Source organism: Streptomyces sp. SID8374 (assembly GCF_009865135.1).
Lineage (GTDB): Bacteria > Actinomycetota > Actinomycetes > Streptomycetales > Streptomycetaceae > Streptomyces.
Genome location: NZ_WWGH01000001.1, coordinates 3,290,946 through 3,306,917 on the forward strand (window position 1 = coordinate 3,290,946; position 15,972 = coordinate 3,306,917).

The following is a 15,972-nucleotide window of genomic DNA, read 5'->3' on the forward strand; positions in this document are numbered from 1 at the left end:
CGCCAGGGCTTCCGCTACCGGCTCAGGCGGGCGAACTTCCCCACCGCCAGCGGGAAGAACACCGCGATGATCGCCACCGGCCAGAGGACTGCGAGCAGTTGGGCGTGTTCGGCGGCCCAGGAGCCGGTGGCGCCGCCCGGGTTGCCGAACAACTCTCGTACGGAGGTGGCCGTGGCGGACATCGGGTTCCACTCGACCACCGCGCCCAGCCAGCCCGGCATCGACGCCGGGGAGGCGAACACGTTGGAGAGGAAGCCGACCGGCCAGACCAGGATCTGCACCGCCTGCACCAGTTCGGGCCGCCCCGCCACCATGGCCAGGTGGATGCCGACCCAGAGCATCGCGAACCGGAGCAGGAGCAGCAGCCCCACCGCGCCGAGGGCGGCGGCCGGGCCGTTGTGCCAGCGCCAGCCGACCGCGTAGCCGACCCCGCCCATCACCGCGAGCGCCGCCGTCGACTGGAGCATGTCCGCGGCGCTGCGGCCGACCAGGACCGCGCTCGGGGCCATCGGCAGGGAGCGGAACCGGTCGATGACGCCCTTGCCCAGGTCCTGGGTGACCGCGAGCATCGTGCTCTCCAGGCCGAAGGCCATGGTCAGCGCGAGCATCCCGGGGACCAGGTACTCGGTGGGGTCGCCCGCCACGCCCCGGCCGCCGCCGACCAGGTACGTGAACATCAGGAGCAGCATCACCGGGAAGACCAGGCCCACGAGCACCGCGACGGGCTGCCGGGCCCAGTGGGCCAGTTCGCGGCGGGTCATCGTCCAGGAGTCGGTCAGGGCCCAGCCGAGCCGGCTGCCGCCGGCGGGAACGGTCGTCGCACTCATGCCGCCACCTCCGTCTCGTCCACTGCCTGTTCGCCGGCGGGCTTCACGGTCCCGGGTGTTCCCGTCAGGGACAGGAACACCTCGTCCAGCGTCGGGCGGCGCACCGCGATGTCCTCCGCCTCGATGCCCGCCTCCTCAAAGGTCCGGACCGCCCGTGTCAGGGCCGCCATCCGGTCCGGGGCCGGGGCGCTGATGAGCCGGCGGTCCGGGTCGAGGAGGGGGCCCGGGGACCCGAGCAGCGCGGCCGCCTCCGCCAGGCGGCTCGCGTCGCGCAGGACGATGTCGATGCGGTCGCCGCCGACGAGCGCCTTGAGCTGGTCGGACGTGCCCTCGGCGGCGGCCCTGCCCTCGTCGATGAGCGAGATCCGGTCGGCCAGCTGGTCCGCCTCCTCCAGGTACTGCGTGGTCAGCAGGACGGTGGTGCCGCCGCCGACCAGGGACCGGACCGCGTCCCAGACCTCGGCCCGGCCGCGCGGGTCCAGGCCCGTCGTGGGCTCGTCCAGGAAGAGGACGGCCGGTTCGGTGATCAGTGAGGCGGCCAGGTCGAGTCGCCTGCGCATCCCGCCGCTGTACTGCTTCACGGCCTTGCGCCCGGTGTCCGCGAGCCCGAACCGCTCCAGGAGTTCGTCGGCCCGGCTGCCCGCCCGGCGTGCGCCCAGGTGGTACAGGCGCCCGAACATCTCCAGGTTCTGCCGGCCCCCGAGCTGCTCGTCCACCGCCGCGTGCTGCCCGAGCAGCCCGATCCGCCGCCGTACGTCGGAGGCCCGCTCGCGGACGTCGAGACCGGCCACGGTGACCCGGCCCGCGTCGGAGCGCAGCAGCGTCGACATGATCCGTACGGCGGTGGCCTTGCCCGCCCCGTTGGGGCCGAGCACCGCGTGGACGGTGCCGGCTGCGACCGTGAGGTCCAGCCCGTCGAGGGCGCGTTTCTCCCCGTACCTCTTGTGTACGCCGTCCAGGACGATCGCGTCGGTCACGTTCCCCGCCATCCTTCCGCAGCTCTGTAGTCAAACTTGACTACCGGCTCGAAAGTAAACCCGTGCGGCTCATTCGTCAAACTTGATCAGTCGTTGTCCCCCGGGTCGGGGACACCCGTCGCGTAGGGGTTCTCCTCGCCCTCGGCGAGCACGCCGACGAACGGGGCGCCCTCGCCCGCGAAGGTGTACGCCCCGCCCTCGATCCGTGCGATCAGCCCCCGGGTCCACTCCGCGCCCGCGTCGGCCGAGTGCACCCACAGGTTCATGATCTCGCCGATGTGGCCGAGGGATTCGGGGCCGTCCTCGGGCGTGTAGTAGTCGGTGACCGACTTCCGCCACTCCTTCATGCCCTCCACCCGCTCCTTGAGCAGCGCCACCGCCTCCTCGCGGGGCAGGTCGACGATGAACCCGATCGCCGCCGAGAGGACGTCGAGGTTCTGGTCGTAGGAGCGGATGGCGTCGCGCAGGAGGGTGCGGTACTCCGCGAGGCCCTCCTCCGTCACCTCGTACTCGGTGCGCGGCGGGCCGCCCGCGGTGGAGGGGGCCGTCTCGTGCGCGAGGAGCAGCCCCTGCTTCGCCATCTGCTTCAGGGCGTGGTAGATCGACCCGGGCTTGGCGTTGGACCACTCGTGCGCGCCCCAGAACTCCAGGTCGTTGCGGACCTGGTAGCCGTGCGCGCGACCGTGCATGCGTACGGCGCCGAGGACCAGCAGCCGGATCGCGGACATGGCACCCACCCCTTCCTATTCAACTTTGACTAGGGTAGCCCGGCCGACCGGAAGGGGAGGGTCCGCCGGGGCCCCGGACCTCGGGAGGGGGCAGGTTCAGAGCTCTCGGGAGGGGGCGGGCTCAGAAGCTCAGAAGGGGAAGACCGAGCGGCCGTGCTGGATCGACAGCCACTTCTGCGTCGTGAACGCCTCCACGACCGCCTCGCCGTTCAGCCGCCCCACGCCTGACGTCTTCTCGCCGCCGAACGCGACCAGCGGATCGTCCTGGACGGTGGAGTCGTTGACGTGGAACATCCCGCTGACGATCCGCTGCGCGAACCGCACCCCGCGCTCCGCGTCGCCCGTGTGCACGGCGCCGCTCAGCCCGTAGGGGCTGTCGTTGACGATCCGTACGGCGTCGTCCTCGCCGTCGAACGTCATCAGCAGGGCCACGGGGCCGAGGATCTCCTGCTCCAGCAGCGGGGAGTCGTCGGGGAGGCCGGTGAGGACGGTCGGCTCCACGACGTTGCCGCGGGTGCGGCCCCGTACGAGCGCTGTCGCGCCGTCCGCGACCGCGCGGTCGACCAGGGCGGTCAGGGCGTCGGCCTGGAGGGCGTTGACGACCGGACCGATCCGGGTCTCCGGGTCGCGCGGGTCGCCGGACGTGAGGGCGGCCACCTCGGCGGTGAAGCGTTCGGTGAACTCGGCGGCCACCGAACGGTCCACCAGGATGCGGTTGGCCGCCATGCTGACCTGGCCCTGGTAGAGGAAGCGGCTGAAGACGGCCGCCTGCACCGCGTACTCGACGTCGGCGTCCTCCAGCACCACCAGGGCGCTGTTGCCGCTGAGTTCGAGGATGGTCCGCTTGAAGAACCCGGCGGCGGTGGCGGCTATGTGGCGGCCGACGCGGTCGGAGCCGCTGAACGAGATCACCTTGGGCACGGGGTGTTCGATGAACGCGTCGCCGATCTCGGCGCTGTCGGTGACCAGGACGTTGAGCAGTCCGGCCGGCAGCCCGGCGTCCTCGAATATCTTCGCGATCAGCCCGCCGCCCACGACGGGTGCGCTCTGGTGGGGCTTGACGACGACCGCGTTGCCGAGCGCCAGCGCGGGCGCGACCGACTTCATCGTCACCAGGAAAGGGAAGTTGAAGGCGCTGATCACGCCTATGACACCGACGGGGAGCCGGTACAGCCGGTTCTCCCGGCCGTCGGAGACGGCGGGCAGCAGGCGTCCCGTGGGCCGCAGCGACTGCCGGATCGCCTCGCGCAGGACCTCGCTCGCGCCGCGCACCTCGAACTCGGCGCGCGGCCGGGTGCCGCCCAGCTCGTCGATGACCGCCTCGACGATCTCCTCGGTGCGCTCACCGGTGATGCGCAGAGCCCGCTCCAGGACGGCCCGCCGCTCGTACGGATTGGTGGCCGCCCACTCCTGCTGCGCGCGCTCGGCCGCCCGGTAGGCCTGGTCGACCTCCAGCGCGGTCGCGACAGTGATCGCGGCGAGTTTCTCACCGTTGTAGGGATTGAAATCGATGATGTCCCATGAGCCGCTGCCCGTGCGCCACTCGCCATCGATGTACTGGTGGGCCAGTTCATGGAAGAAGGACATGCAATCCCTTACTGCAGGCGTTCGCAGACTCCTGATGTGACGTCATCGTAACGACAAATCATGTCAGTTGGAGGAGTCCTCGCAGGAGATCCCGGCTCTCCTCAGGCCCGGGACTGTCCTTGCGCAGGCAGCCCATGGCCTTTTCGTACTGCGCGACTTCCTCTGCCTTGTCCAGATAGAGCGCACTTGTCAGCTGCTCCAAATAGACAATGTCCGACAGATCGGATTCCGGGAATCGGAGCATGGTGAACGAACCGCTCTCGCCCGCATGCCCTCCGTAACTGAAAGGCATGACCTGAAGCGTGATGTTCGGCTGCTCCGACATGTCGATCAGATGCCGCAATTGGGCGCGCATCACGTCGCGTTCGCCGTACGGGCGGCGCAGCGCGGCTTCGTCGAGAACGGCGTGGAAGACCGGGGCCCGCTCGGACACGAGCGCTTTCTGGCGCTCCAGGCGCAGCGCTACCCGGCGGTCGATCTCGGCGTCGGACGCGCCGCGCATTCCGCGGGAGACGACGGCGTGGGCATAGGCCTCGGTCTGCAACAGGCCGTGCACGAACTGGACTTCATAGATACGGATGAGAGAGGCCGCCCCCTCCAGACCCACATAGGTCTGGAACCAGCCGGGCAGTACATCTCCGTAACTGTGCCACCAGCCCGCCACATTGGCCTCGCGGGCCAGGCCGAGAAGCGCGTCGCGCTCCGCGTCGTCCGCGACACCGTAGAGCGTGAGCAGATCCTCGACATCCCTGGCCTTGAAGCTCACCCGTCCCAACTCCATGCGGCTGATCTTCGATTCGGAGGCCCGGATGGAGTAGCCGGCCGCCTCACGGGTGATACCGCGCGACTCCCGCAGCCTTCTGAGCTGAGAGCCCAGCAGGATGCGCCGCACCACCGATCCACTCGACTCGCCTGCCGACACTGGTCCTACCCTCCCCATCGCCTACCGGGCACTCGGGGCGCCCCCAGAACCCCTCGACCCCGAAGCCACGGATTCTGCCACCAAAACGCTTCAGCCCGTACTCATTCGATTACGGAAATGGGAAGACGTCCGGAAAGCTCCGAAACTGCCCGACGGAAGAAATGCCCCGGAACCACCACGGTATCGGGCAGGTCCGGCGCGTGCACGTGCATCTGCCCTTGCATCTGCTCTGCGCATTGGGAAGCATGACCCCTGCGCACCTGCGTGCTCGTGTTGTGCCGCTGTACCCCCCGCAGTACCGCTTACAGGCAGTGCCGCTACAGCCGCGAATCCCGGGAGTGCCTCGTATGGGGACGAATGGATCGACGATGCTCGAGCCGTTACGGCAGGGGCTTCCCCCGACCGACCCCTCAGGGGTCGCCGGCTCGGCCTCCTGCGCTCTGCCCGCCCGTTTCGAAGCGGTCGGCGGAGCACGGCAGTTCACCAGGTCCACCCTGGACCGATGGCAGCTGAGCGACCGTTTCGACGATGTCGCCCTGGTGGTGTCCGAGCTCGTCACCAACGCCCTGCGCCACGCGCTGCCGAGCGACCCGCCCCGGGAGTTCCAGGACCCGCCGGTGCGGCTGCATCTGATGCGCTGGAGCTCGCGGCTGGTCTGCGCGGTGCGCGATCCCAGCCGGGAGAGCCCGGTGGCGGGCGAGGCGGCGGACTCCGCCGAGTCGGGCCGCGGTCTGTTCCTGGTGGAGTGCGTCAGCGACAGCTGGGGCTGGCACCCCTCACCCGCGCCGGCCGGTGAATTCCCGGCCGCGCCCCTGCACGGCAAGGTGGTCTGGGCGCTGTTCCGGCTCTCGGACTGCGCGAAGAACGGACAGTAAGGGGCCGCACCCGCACGCGTCTCTCCCCGGGCCACCTGGCCGCCGGAGTCGTTCCCCGGCTGTCAGGTGGCCTCAGGCCGTCGTCAGGTGGTCGAACTCGCCGTCCTTGACGCCGAGCAGCAGCGCCTCGATCTCGGCCGGCGTATAGACGAGTGCGGGCCCGTCGGGATGGCGGGAGTTCCGCATCGCGACATCCCCTCCGGGCAGTTTCGCGAACTCCACGCAGGATCCCTGGGAGTTGCTGTGCCTGCTCTTCTGCCAGACGACTCCGCGAAGCTCTGTGGCCGCCATGCCGTTGTACACGTGGTGCACAGGACGCTCCCCGAGTTGCAAGGTGCAAGTGTCAACTAGATCGGATCATAGCTCTGTTCATATGCGGATGCATGAGCAGATGCACGTGCACGCGGGGTGTTGCTTTGATTACAGGCATTCCTTCCCGGACGACACCTTGAAGGGTGCCCTGAAGGATGCCTTGCAGGAGAGACGAACGGCACGTCTATTTCGCTCCCTCTTAACGGAGTTGACGGTACGAAACTTGGTAACGTGACGCGGTCTTTCGACCGGGAAACAGCAAGGGGGAACTCCACGTGACCAGCTTTGTACGCACCGGTGGTGTCATGGTCGCCGCTCTGGCCGCCGCACTGGCACTGACCGCATGCGGCAGTGACGACGACGCGGGCAAGGGTTCCGGCGGCGGGTCGACCGCGACGCCCGGCGGCGACCAGGGGTCGGGGAGCACCGGCGTGGACGCGGCGGCGCTGGAGGGCACCTGGGTGGGGCTGACGGACGGCAGGAACGTCACCGTCTCCATCACCGCGGGCAAGGTCGCCCTCGTCGCCGACCAGGCCGTCTGCCAGGGCGATGTGAAGGACATGGGCGAGGTGATGCTCGCGCTGAAGTGCACCGGCGGGTCCGACGACCGCACCATGGGCTCCATCGAGTCCAACGACGGGAAGAAGCTGGTCGTCTCGTGGGACGGCGGGACCAAGGACACCCTGTCCAAAGCCGACCCCGGCAAGCTGCCGACGGATTTGCCGTCGCTGCCTTCGGACCTGCCGTCGCTGCCCGAGCTGCCGGAGCTGCCCGAGGTGCCGCCGGCCTCCTGAGGCCCGGCCCCTCGGGCAGGCCTCCTTCAGGCTTCCTCTCAGTTCTCCGCCAGGGTGCTGCTCACGCGGGTGGAGCCGCCCCGCTCGTCCAGGGCGCGGGTGAACTCCTCCAGCGCCTCCAGGAGCAGCGCCGCGCCCCGGCGCACCACCGGGTCGCCGGCCGGTGCCGTACCGTCCTCCGTCGGCGTCGGCACGTCCCAGTGGGCCACCGCGTCCACCACCGGCTGCCAGTCGGGCAGCCGCCGCTCCCGTACCGCCTTGGCGCCCTTCTCGGTGGCCCGGCGCAGCGCCTCGGCCAGCTGGGCGGCGCCGGGCACCGGGTCGGCCGACCGGGCCGGAAGGTGGGCCTCCAGCACCATCGCGGACCGGCCGAGCTGGGCCAGGGCGTGCTGGGCGTCGGTGGCGGCGGCGCGCGAGATGCCCCGGTGGCGTACGGGTTCGTGCTGGGCGGTCGCCAGCGCCTCCTGCCAGGCGACCCTGGCCTCCCGGGTCGCGATCAGGGCGTCCCGTACCTCGTCCAGGTCGCGGTGGGCCGGATCCGCGTACCGGTCGACCACCGTCGCCGCGTACCGCCCGTCCGCCACCAGCCAATCGGCCAGCCGGTTGCGCAGCCGCGGGGTCTCCCAGGCCGGGTAGATGGCGTACGAGATCATCGCGAGGAGCCCGCCGACCAGGGTGAGCACGATGCGTTCGGTGACGGTCTGGGACCAGTCGTCGCCCGCCATGCCGAGCAGGAAGACGACGTAGCCGGAGACGCAGACCTGGCCGACGGCGTACCCGGTCCGCATCAGCAGGTACATCAGCCCGGCGCAGACCACCGCCAGGAGCGCGGAGAGCCGGGCGTCGGGGTGGGTGGTCTGCACGATGGCGGTGGCGAGGCCGATCCCGATCAGGGTGCCGCAGAAGCGGGCCACGGAGCGGCCGTACGTCTGCGAGAACTCCGGGCGCATCACCATGACGGCGGTCATCGGCGCCCAGTAGCCGTGGCCGAGCGGCAGGGCGGCGCCCACGAAGTACCCGGCCACGGCGACCACCGCGACCCGGATCGCGTGGCGCAGGATCGGGGAGTGGTGGTGCAGCTCGCGGCGCATCGCCTTCAGCACGACCGGCACGAGCCGCAGCAGGGTCGGGCGGTGCCGGGTGTCGGGGGTGAGGTTCTCGGGCAGGCCGCTCTCGGTGCCGGTGCCCTCCGCGATCTCCAGGACGTCGTCCAGCAGGGCGGCGAGGCGGTCGGCGGCGCGGCGGGCGGGGCCGACGAGGATCACGTCGTTGTCGGGGGTCTTGAGGACGCCGAGGTCGGTGGCGGAGAGGTGGACGGGTTCGCCGTAGCGGACGGCCCGCGCGGCGGCGTCCAGCACGGACCCGGCGGCGCCGAGCAGCTCGTTCACCCAGGCCCGCTCCAGGCCGTCGTCGGGGACGCCCATCGCCGGGTCGGCCAGCGAGGCGAGGACCGGACGCAGCCGTTCCGCGATGCCCCGGGCGCCGTGGAGTTCGGCGGGGCGGCGGCGGGCCTGGCGCGGGGTGACGGCGGCGGCGCTGCGGGCGGTCATCAGGGGCAGCGGGTCGAAGGGGGCGACCGGGTCGTGGCGCAGGCGCCGGGCGTAGTCGGCCTCGGCCGCCAGCGCGTCGGCGAGCGCGTCGCGCTGGGCGCCCCATCTGCGGACCGGGAACAGGACGATCAGCGCCGCCTGGACCACCCCGCCGACCAGGATCATCCCGGCGTGGGCGGCGGCGTCCGCCACGGAGGTGGGCAGGGTGATCGTCACCAGCATGATCGCGACGTTGGACGAGGCGATGATCCCGCCCGTCGGGCCCGCCGCCCAGGCCAGACCGGCGAGGAAGGTCCAGGCGCCGAGCACGCAGAGGAAGAGCACGGGGTGCGAGGCGGTGACGTAGCCGAGGAACGTGGAGACGGCGAGGCTGGCACCGGAGACGAGGGCGAGCACGGGGCGTGGGCGCCAGCTGCGCTGGAAGGTGGCGATGGCCGCCTGGAAGGCGCCGAACGCCGAGCTGGCCGCGATCTCCGGTCCGAAGAGGACCAGGCTCGTGCCGACGACGAGGGCGAGACCGGCCGCCCCGCGGAAGGCGATGAGCGGTTCGAGTCTCTGCCGCTCGATCTCCAGCCCCGAGCGGGCGGTCTCCTTCAGCGCCCGGAGCCAGCTCATGGGCCGAGCCTAGCCCGAATCATGGGCAAGTCGGACTTACGCCATGATTTCGCCGTCGTGCGGACCGCTGCGGGAGCCTTTTCCGGAGCTGCCCATACGGGCCCGGTCGGCGGCCTCGGTGCCGTGGTTCCAGCCCTCCAGGTCGGTGGCCCCGCGGACGCGCGTGGTGGTGGTCCGGGGGAACATCCGCTCGGTGGTCTCGGTGACGGCGACGTCCCGGGCGGCGAGGACGGGGAGCAGGCCGCGGGGGTCTGTGCCAGGGCCGGTGCGGGGGCCGGTGCCGGTTCCGGTCTCGGTGCCGCTGTCGGCCGCCGTCGCCGTGGTCCGTTCGGCGGTGTCGGCGAGCCGGGTGCCCAGCCGCTGCGCGTACGCCATCAGGAACGACTGCCGGAAGGTCTTGGTCCGCTTACGGCCGGAGGCCCGCTGTCCGGCCTCCGCCCGGGTCATCGCCGCCGTGCCCTGGACGAGCAGGGAGGTGAACAGCAACTCGACGGCCTCCAGGTCCGGCTCGAAGCCGACGACCGTGCTGAAGCCGAGGTCGCCGTTCCACACGGCCTGGCAGCGGTTGGCCGAGGCGACGGCGTCCAGCAGGATCGCCTTCGCGCTCTCGTACGGGGGCTCCACCCCGATCCGGCACGCCCCGGGGCTCTCGGTGCTCTTCGTACGGGCGGCGATGAGAGCCTCGTCGATGCTGTGCCGGGCCATCAGCTCCTGCGCCTTGCCCGTCAGCGCCTCGGCCTCCTCCGGGAACCCGGTCGCCTCCGCCTTCGCCAGCAGCGCCCGGATCCGGGTGAGCATGCGGGGCTCGTCGGGGGCGGGCGGCCGGTGGAGGTGGTCGGCGGCGGTGCCGGGGGCCGGGCCGACGGACTCGATGGCGGGGAGCCGGAGCAGCAGCCGGAACAGCTCCAGCAGGTCGGAAGCGTAGCTGAACCGGTCCGGCTTGTTGCGCGGTGCGGGCGGCCGTCCGGGCAGCTCGTCGAGCTGGGCCCGCCAGCGGGGCGGCAGCGCGGCGTACCGGGCGGTCTCGGCGGCGATCAGCGTGGCCGCCAGCGCCGCCCGCCGCTCGTCCAGCTCCAGCCGGACGAACCGGACCAGGTCGGCGGGGTGCCAGCCCCTGCCCCAGGCCCGGGTCACGAACTCCTCGCCCCGCCGGTGCAACGCGTCGTCCGCTTCGGGGGCGGCGGCGAGCAGGGAGGCCCCGGTGTCCAGGGCCGCGTCGCCCTCCGCGTAGAGCGCCGCCGCGCATGCCTGGTCGACCACCGATTCCATCCGACCAGGGTAGGCGGGGTGCGGGGGTGGCTGGTCGGCCCGCTTCCCAGGGCCGGACGTTCACGTGCCGGCCGGTCGCGGCGGGCGGGGCGGCTCCCCCGGGGGGGCGCGGTGGGTGCCCGGCTCCGGGGCGGGCCGGTCGCGGCGGGCGGTGCGGCTCCCGGGGGGGGGCGGTGGGTGCCCGGCCCCGGGGCGGGCCGGTCGCGGCGGGCGGACGTACTGGACGGGATCGCGCGGGCTCCGGCTCCGGTGGCGCGGTGGGCCGCCCGGCTCCAGGTCGGCCGGTCGCGGCGGGCGGCCGTACAGGGCGCGGCGGGCGGCCCCGTACAGGACAGGGCCGCGCGGGCTTCGGTTTCGGGGTGGTGTCAGTGGGGGGTGTCAGACTCGCAGCCATGACCGAACGGGAACGGTGGGCGGTGGCGGCTGCGGACGGGGGCGGGGCGCTGCTCGTGCCGCTCGCGGGGGACGGCACGGCCGCCGGGCCGGTCCTGGCCGAGCCCGATCTCGTCGAGGCGGTCCGCTCCCGGCCCGGGGTGGCCCGCTGGGTGTGGCGGTCCACCGCCGAGCTCTACCCACGGCTGCTCGCCGCCGGGGTCCGCGTGGAGCGGTGTTACGACATCGAGTGCGCCGAGCTCCTGCTGCTCGGGCACGCGGGGCGGCTCGGTGAGCCCCGGTCCGCGGCCGCCGCGCTGGCCCGGCTGGAGAACGCGCCCGTGCCGCCGGACCCGCCCGCCCGCTCCGCCGAACCCGGCGCCCAGTCCTCCCTCTTCGAGCCGTCCTCCGGTCCCGCGGTCCCCTTCGAGGGGCTCCTGCGGGTCTACGCGGACCAGGTGCGCCGCCACGACACGGCCGAGCACCCGGACCGGATGCGGCTGCTGACCGCCTCGGAGTCGGCGGGGATGCTCGTCGCGGCCGAGATGCACCGGGCGGGGCTGCCCTGGCGCGCCGATGTGCACCGGGAGGTGCTGCACGGGCTGCTGGGCGAGCGGTACGCGGGCGGCGGCGAGCCCCGCAAGCTCGCCGAGCTGGCGGACGAGGTCTCGGCCGCCTTCGGCAGAAGGGTCCGCCCCGACCTGCCCGCCGATGTGGTGAAGGCCTTCGCGCAGGCCGGGATCTCCGTGAAGTCGACCCGGCGGTGGGAGCTGGCGGAGCTGGACCACCCGGCGGTCGAACCGCTGATCGCGTACAAGAAGCTGTACCGGATCTGGACCGCCCACGGCTGGAGCTGGCTCCAGGACTGGGTGCGCGAGGGCCGCTTCCGCCCGGAGTACCAGCCGGGCGGCACGGTCAGCGGCCGCTGGACGACCAACGGCGGCGGGGCCCTCCAGATCCCCAAGGTCATCCGCCAGGCCGTCGTCGCCGACGACGGGTGGCGGCTGGTCGTCGCGGACGCCGACCAGATGGAGCCACGCGTGCTGGCCGCGATCTCCCGCGACCGGGGCCTGATGGAGGTGGCCGGTCATGACGGCGACCTCTACAAGTCCCTCTCCGACCGGGCGTTCCACGGCGACCGCGAGCACGCCAAGCTGGCGCTGCTCGGCGCGATCTACGGCCAGACGTCCGGGGACGGGCTGAAGAACCTGGCCGCCCTGCGCCGCCGCTTCCCGCTCGCCGTCGCCTACGTCGATGACGCGGCCCGGGCGGGCGAGGAGGGGCGCACGGTGCGGACATGGCTGGGCCGCACCAGCCCGCCGGTCGCGCTGGCGGGCCAGGACGAGGAGGCGGGCATCCCCCAGGAGGGCGGCGAGACCGTCTCCGACGGAGGTCCGGCCCGGGCCCGGGGCCGCTTCACCCGGAACTTCGTGGTCCAGGGCAGCGCCGCCGACTGGGCCCTGCTCCTCCTGGCCGGGCTGCGCCGCACCCTCCACGAACAGGGGCTCCGCGCCGAGCTGGTCTTCTTCCAGCACGACGAGGTGATCGTGCACTGCCCGGCCGAGGAGACCGCCGCCGTGACCGAGGCGATCCGGGCGGCCGGCGAGCTGGCCGGACGGATCGCCTTCGGGGAGACCCCCGTGCGGTTCCCTTTCACCACGGCGGTCGTGGAGCGGTACTCCGACGCGAAGTGAGCCGTACTCCGACGCGAAGGAGGCGGTACTCCGAGGCGAAGTAAGCCGTACTCGGACGCGAAGGAGGCGGTACTCCGAGGCGAAGTAAGCCGTACTCGGACGCGAAGGAAGCGGGCCCGCCGTCGAAGGGAGCGGGCCGGCGTCGGGGTGCGGTGCGGGCACATCGGGCCCCGAGCTTCACTTCTGCTGGAGCTTCAGCCACTCCGGGCTGGTCGCCACCGCGGTGAGCTGCTCCATGGTGAGCGCGGGCTCCGGCCGGGTCGCGGGCGTCGACTGCGTACCGGAGTTGAAGGCGGAGACGACCACCCGCAGGCCGTCGGGCCGCATCGTGTCGGCCGTCCACCAGACGACCCCCGCGCCGCCCTTCTCCCCGGGCTGCTGGGAGGTGGCGAGCAGCGTGCCGTCGGGCAGCGTCGTCGCGTCCCTGTACAGATCGTCGGCGACGCTCTGCATGCCGGGCTGCACATTGATCTGCACGAGGGTCTTCCCCTGCCCGTCGTCGACGACGACGGAGGCGAACTCGCCCCCGCTGTCGACCTTCTCCCCCACCGTGAGGCCCTCGGGCAGCAGCTTCAGAAGGGTGGGCATCAGCAGCGCGTAGTTGGGCGGGGGCTCCTGGGAACCCTTCTCCCCCCGGCGCGACGGATCCGGCGAACGCTCACCGGTCCGTGGGGTGTCCTGCCCGGTTCGGGGCGTCTCCTCGGCGCCCGGCGTCGGCGCCCCGAGGGTGGCGGAAGGCTCCCCGGGCGCGGCGGAGGGCCCGTCGGTGTCCACCGCGTCGGCGTCGCCCAGCAGCGCGGCGGCCAGCGGACGCCACTCGTCGGCCCGCGCCAGCTCCATGAGCCCCTCGTCGTCCAGGGCGGGGCCCGGTCGGGTGGGGTCGGAGAGGGCGGGGTCGGAGAGGAGGACCCCGGCCGCGTTGCCCGTCACCCGGTCGTAGGCGCGGGCGTCCACCGCGACCCCGCCCGCCGTGAAGAAGACGGCCCGCGCCGCGCCGTCCGACGCCGGGGCCGTTCCGGTGCCGGTGTCGAAGCAGACGGTGAGCCCGGAGTCGTACCCCTGCTCCCCGCTGACGATGCCGGGCGCCGCGCCCGGTCGCTCCTCGCAATCGGCCCCTTCGGTCCCCTCGGCCGCCTTGCTGCCCGGCGCCGGGTACAGGAAGACCTGGACCGACCCCTTCCCCTTGCCGTCGTCGTAGACGGCGGAGACCGACGCGCGATGCGGGCCCTTCTCGTCCCCGGTCACCCTCCCCCGTGCCTCGCTGACCTCGCCCTGTGGGAGGAGCTCCTCCAGGACGGCGGCCAGCTTCTCGTCGGAGAGGCCGCTCGGCAGGCTCGCCGGGACCGCCGGTCCGCCGCTCGCCACCCCCGTACCTCCTCGGGAGCCGCCGCCCAGCAGCCCGGCCCCGAACGCTCCGCCTCCCCCGACGAGGGCCAGGGCCAGCACGCTGCCCGCCACGGCGGCGCTCCGGCGGCGGCGGAGCGAGCGGCGGCCCTGCTCCAGAGCGCCGTCCACCACCGCGGTGCGGGCGGTCAGGTCGAAGGTCTCCCCGGTCCGGCGGAGCTCCTTGCTGAGTTCGTCTTCAAAGGGCATGGGGAACCACCACTTCTCGTTCTGACTGCACGGCTGGCTGAGTACACGGCTGGCTGGATGCGCGGCTGGGTGAATGCATGGCTGGGTGAGACCGTCCGGATGCCGGGGCCGGGGCGGGAAGCACGGGCATCGGCTCAGCGGGCGGCGAACTCCGCGATGCTGCCGCCCAGCTGGGTACGGAGCCGCCCGAGGGCCCGCACGCAGCGGGTCCGTACGGCGGCGGGGCTGACCTGGAGCGCGGCGGCGGTCTCCTCGATGCTCCGGTCCTCCCAGTACCTCAGGACGACCACCGCGCGGTCCTTGGGGGCCAGTTGGGCGAGCGCCCGGAGCAGCGTCATCCGCAGCGCCGGATCGTCGGGGTCGGACCGGGACTCCTCGGGCAGCTCGGCCAGCGGGCGTTCCGAGGCGGAGCGGCGGCGCCGGTGGGTCAGGAATATCCGGACGAGCACGGTCTGCGCGTACGCCGCCGGGTTGTCGATCCGCCGGGCCCGGCCCCAGTGGACGTACATCCGGCCCAGCGTCTCCTGCACCAGGTCCTCGGCAAGGTGCACGTCACCGCTGGTCAGCAGGCAGGCCGAGCGGTACAGATGGCTCGCCCGCACGGCGGCGAACTCCTTGAACTCCTCGGCACGCGATGTCCTCATGCCTTCCCCCGTCCATCTTCGTACGTCCTCCGTTCCGCCCCTTCACCTCATCGACGCGCCGGGTCCCGGCAAATGTTTCAGACCCCCGCGAGAATCCCCCGCCGGGCCGCAGGAGCAGCGGGACGCACGCGAAAGCGCCCCGTTCACGCGCCGGACGGCGTGAACGGGGCGCGGGGCGGTGGTGCGCCTGCGCTGCTGCTGTGTCTACCCGCGTTCCCACAGCGCGGGGACGTTCGGCGGCTCCCAGCCCGTCAGGGACTGGTGTGCCTGCCGGCAGCGGTAGGCGACCCCGCCGTAGGTGACGCGGTCTCCCGCGCGGTAGGAGGTTCCGGGCGCCCAGGTGCCACCCGGCGGGTCCGTGGGCGGATCGGTGGGCGGATCGCTCGGGCCCGGCGTCTGGGCGACGTCCAGCACGAAGTCGAAGGTGCCCTGGCGCCCGTTGCCCACGCTGCGGACGTTCATCAGCAGCCTCGGGTCGAACAGGGCGTCGGTGTTGTTGCGCGGCTCACCCGGGAAGTAGAGCTGCGTGGTGAGGATGCGGCCCCCGGGGGCCTGGGCCTTCACATGGATGTGGCGGGTGCGCCCCGGGTAGAGGCCCGGAACGATCGTGGTGAGGCTGAACGCCCCGTCGGCACCGGTGAACTGGTGCCCCCGGAAGGCGTACTGGGCCATGTCGTAGGACCCGTTGGTGTCGGCCTGCCAGAAGTCCAGGAGCGCCCCGGAGACGGGGCGGCAGGCCCGGCCGAAGACGTAACCGCTCACGGTGAGCGGTACGCCCGGGGTGCCCGGCGTCACCAGGCTGGTGCGCCGAGGGGAGTCGGGCTTGAAGTACGGGCCCTCCATCTGCGGCGGTGTCGTGTCGTCGCCGTCGTCGCACTGCGGGGTGGGGGCCAGGAGAGCGCCCCCGTCCGACGGTGCGGCGTCCCGGGCGAGCGCGACGCCTCCTCCGGCGAGCAGAGGAGCCGCGCCCGCGACGATCGCGGCCTTCAGGAGACCTTTGCGGCTGATCCGCCGCGGGTCGGCCGACGCCGTGCCAGAGGTGATCGCCTCGTCGGAAGCGTGCGGCTCGTGGAAGGCACGCGGCCCGTCGGACGCGTTTCGTTCATGGGGGGTTGCGTTGTCCATTTGTGGGGTCATGACAGATTCCTCGGAGTCCTCGATGCGGGGAGGCGGAGAGGTTCAGGAGGTTCGGTGACGCCGGGCCGGTGGGGTG

14 protein-coding genes are annotated in these 15,972 nt (G+C 72.5%); 3 read left to right on the plus strand and 11 right to left on the minus strand.

Annotated features, from left to right (window positions below; genetic code table 11):
- Positions 1-14: 14 nt before the first annotated feature.
- From GTY67_RS14665 to GTY67_RS14685, 5 genes are all read right to left on the minus strand, one after another.
- Entirely contained in the window at positions 15-827 is an 813-nt protein-coding gene (locus GTY67_RS14665) for an ABC transporter permease (RefSeq protein WP_161278989.1), read from the minus strand.
- Positions 824-1,804, minus strand: coding sequence for an ATP-binding cassette domain-containing protein (locus tag GTY67_RS14670; protein ID WP_161278990.1), 981 nt, complete (start codon positions 1,802-1,804; stop codon positions 824-826). Before GTY67_RS14670 ends, GTY67_RS14665 begins: the two co-directional genes overlap by 4 nt.
- Positions 1,805-1,890: 86 nt before the next feature.
- A complete protein-coding gene (locus GTY67_RS14675) occupies positions 1,891-2,532 on the minus strand; it encodes a PadR family transcriptional regulator (protein ID WP_161278991.1) in 642 nt (213 codons plus the stop codon).
- Between the two features lie 129 nt (positions 2,533-2,661).
- A complete protein-coding gene (locus GTY67_RS14680) occupies positions 2,662-4,119 on the minus strand; it encodes an aldehyde dehydrogenase family protein (protein ID WP_161278992.1) in 1,458 nt (485 codons plus the stop codon).
- Between the two features lie 58 nt (positions 4,120-4,177).
- Positions 4,178-5,059: a helix-turn-helix transcriptional regulator gene (locus tag GTY67_RS14685; protein ID WP_176727467.1), complete on the minus strand. Its 882-nt coding sequence runs from the start codon at positions 5,057-5,059 to the stop codon at positions 4,178-4,180.
- Positions 5,060-5,409: 350 nt separating this feature from the next.
- Between GTY67_RS14685 and GTY67_RS14690 the strand changes: the two genes are divergently transcribed.
- Complete coding sequence (locus GTY67_RS14690; protein ID WP_093690337.1) at positions 5,410-5,916, plus strand: ATP-binding protein; 507 nt, start codon at positions 5,410-5,412, stop codon at positions 5,914-5,916.
- Between the two features lie 72 nt (positions 5,917-5,988).
- On the opposite strand, the gene GTY67_RS14695 is transcribed toward GTY67_RS14690, so the two are convergent.
- The gene (locus GTY67_RS14695) at positions 5,989-6,228 is read right to left on the minus strand and encodes a DUF397 domain-containing protein (protein WP_093690335.1); all 240 of its coding nucleotides are present in this window, start codon (positions 6,226-6,228) and stop codon (positions 5,989-5,991) included.
- Between the two features lie 275 nt (positions 6,229-6,503).
- On the opposite strand from GTY67_RS14695, the gene GTY67_RS14700 reads away from it, so the two are divergent.
- Positions 6,504-7,022: a hypothetical protein gene (locus GTY67_RS14700; RefSeq protein WP_161278993.1), complete on the plus strand. Its 519-nt coding sequence runs from the start codon at positions 6,504-6,506 to the stop codon at positions 7,020-7,022.
- A gap of 38 nt (positions 7,023-7,060) precedes the next feature.
- Here the strand turns inward: GTY67_RS14700 and GTY67_RS14705 are convergent, their stop codons facing one another.
- Together GTY67_RS14705 and GTY67_RS14710 are read right to left on the minus strand one after the other, a co-directional pair.
- Complete coding sequence (locus GTY67_RS14705) at positions 7,061-9,187, minus strand: FUSC family protein (protein WP_161278994.1); 2,127 nt, start codon at positions 9,185-9,187, stop codon at positions 7,061-7,063.
- A gap of 36 nt (positions 9,188-9,223) precedes the next feature.
- Positions 9,224-10,456: a DUF2786 domain-containing protein gene (locus tag GTY67_RS14710; protein ID WP_161278995.1), complete on the minus strand. Its 1,233-nt coding sequence runs from the start codon at positions 10,454-10,456 to the stop codon at positions 9,224-9,226.
- Positions 10,457-10,848: 392 nt separating this feature from the next.
- On the opposite strand from GTY67_RS14710, the gene GTY67_RS14715 reads away from it, so the two are divergent.
- Positions 10,849-12,522, plus strand: a complete 1,674-nt coding sequence (locus GTY67_RS14715) for a bifunctional 3'-5' exonuclease/DNA polymerase (protein WP_161278996.1) — start codon at positions 10,849-10,851, stop codon at positions 12,520-12,522.
- 177 nt (positions 12,523-12,699) lie between these two features.
- Here the strand turns inward: GTY67_RS14715 and GTY67_RS34945 are convergent, their stop codons facing one another.
- The 3 genes from GTY67_RS34945 to GTY67_RS14730 all read right to left on the minus strand — a co-directional run bounded on the left by GTY67_RS34945 (position 12,700) and on the right by GTY67_RS14730 (position 15,884).
- Positions 12,700-14,115: a hypothetical protein gene (locus GTY67_RS34945; RefSeq protein ID WP_237502616.1), complete on the minus strand. Its 1,416-nt coding sequence runs from the start codon at positions 14,113-14,115 to the stop codon at positions 12,700-12,702.
- A 134-nt stretch (positions 14,116-14,249) separates the two neighbouring features.
- On the minus strand, positions 14,250-14,759 hold the full coding sequence (locus GTY67_RS14725) for a SigE family RNA polymerase sigma factor (RefSeq protein ID WP_093690325.1): 510 nt from the start codon (positions 14,757-14,759) through the stop codon (positions 14,250-14,252).
- A 204-nt stretch (positions 14,760-14,963) separates the two neighbouring features.
- Positions 14,964-15,884 carry a carbohydrate-binding protein gene (locus GTY67_RS14730; RefSeq protein WP_161278997.1) on the minus strand — a complete coding sequence of 307 codons (921 nt, stop codon included), beginning with the start codon at positions 15,882-15,884 and terminating at the stop codon, positions 14,964-14,966.
- Positions 15,885-15,972 lie beyond the last annotated feature (88 nt).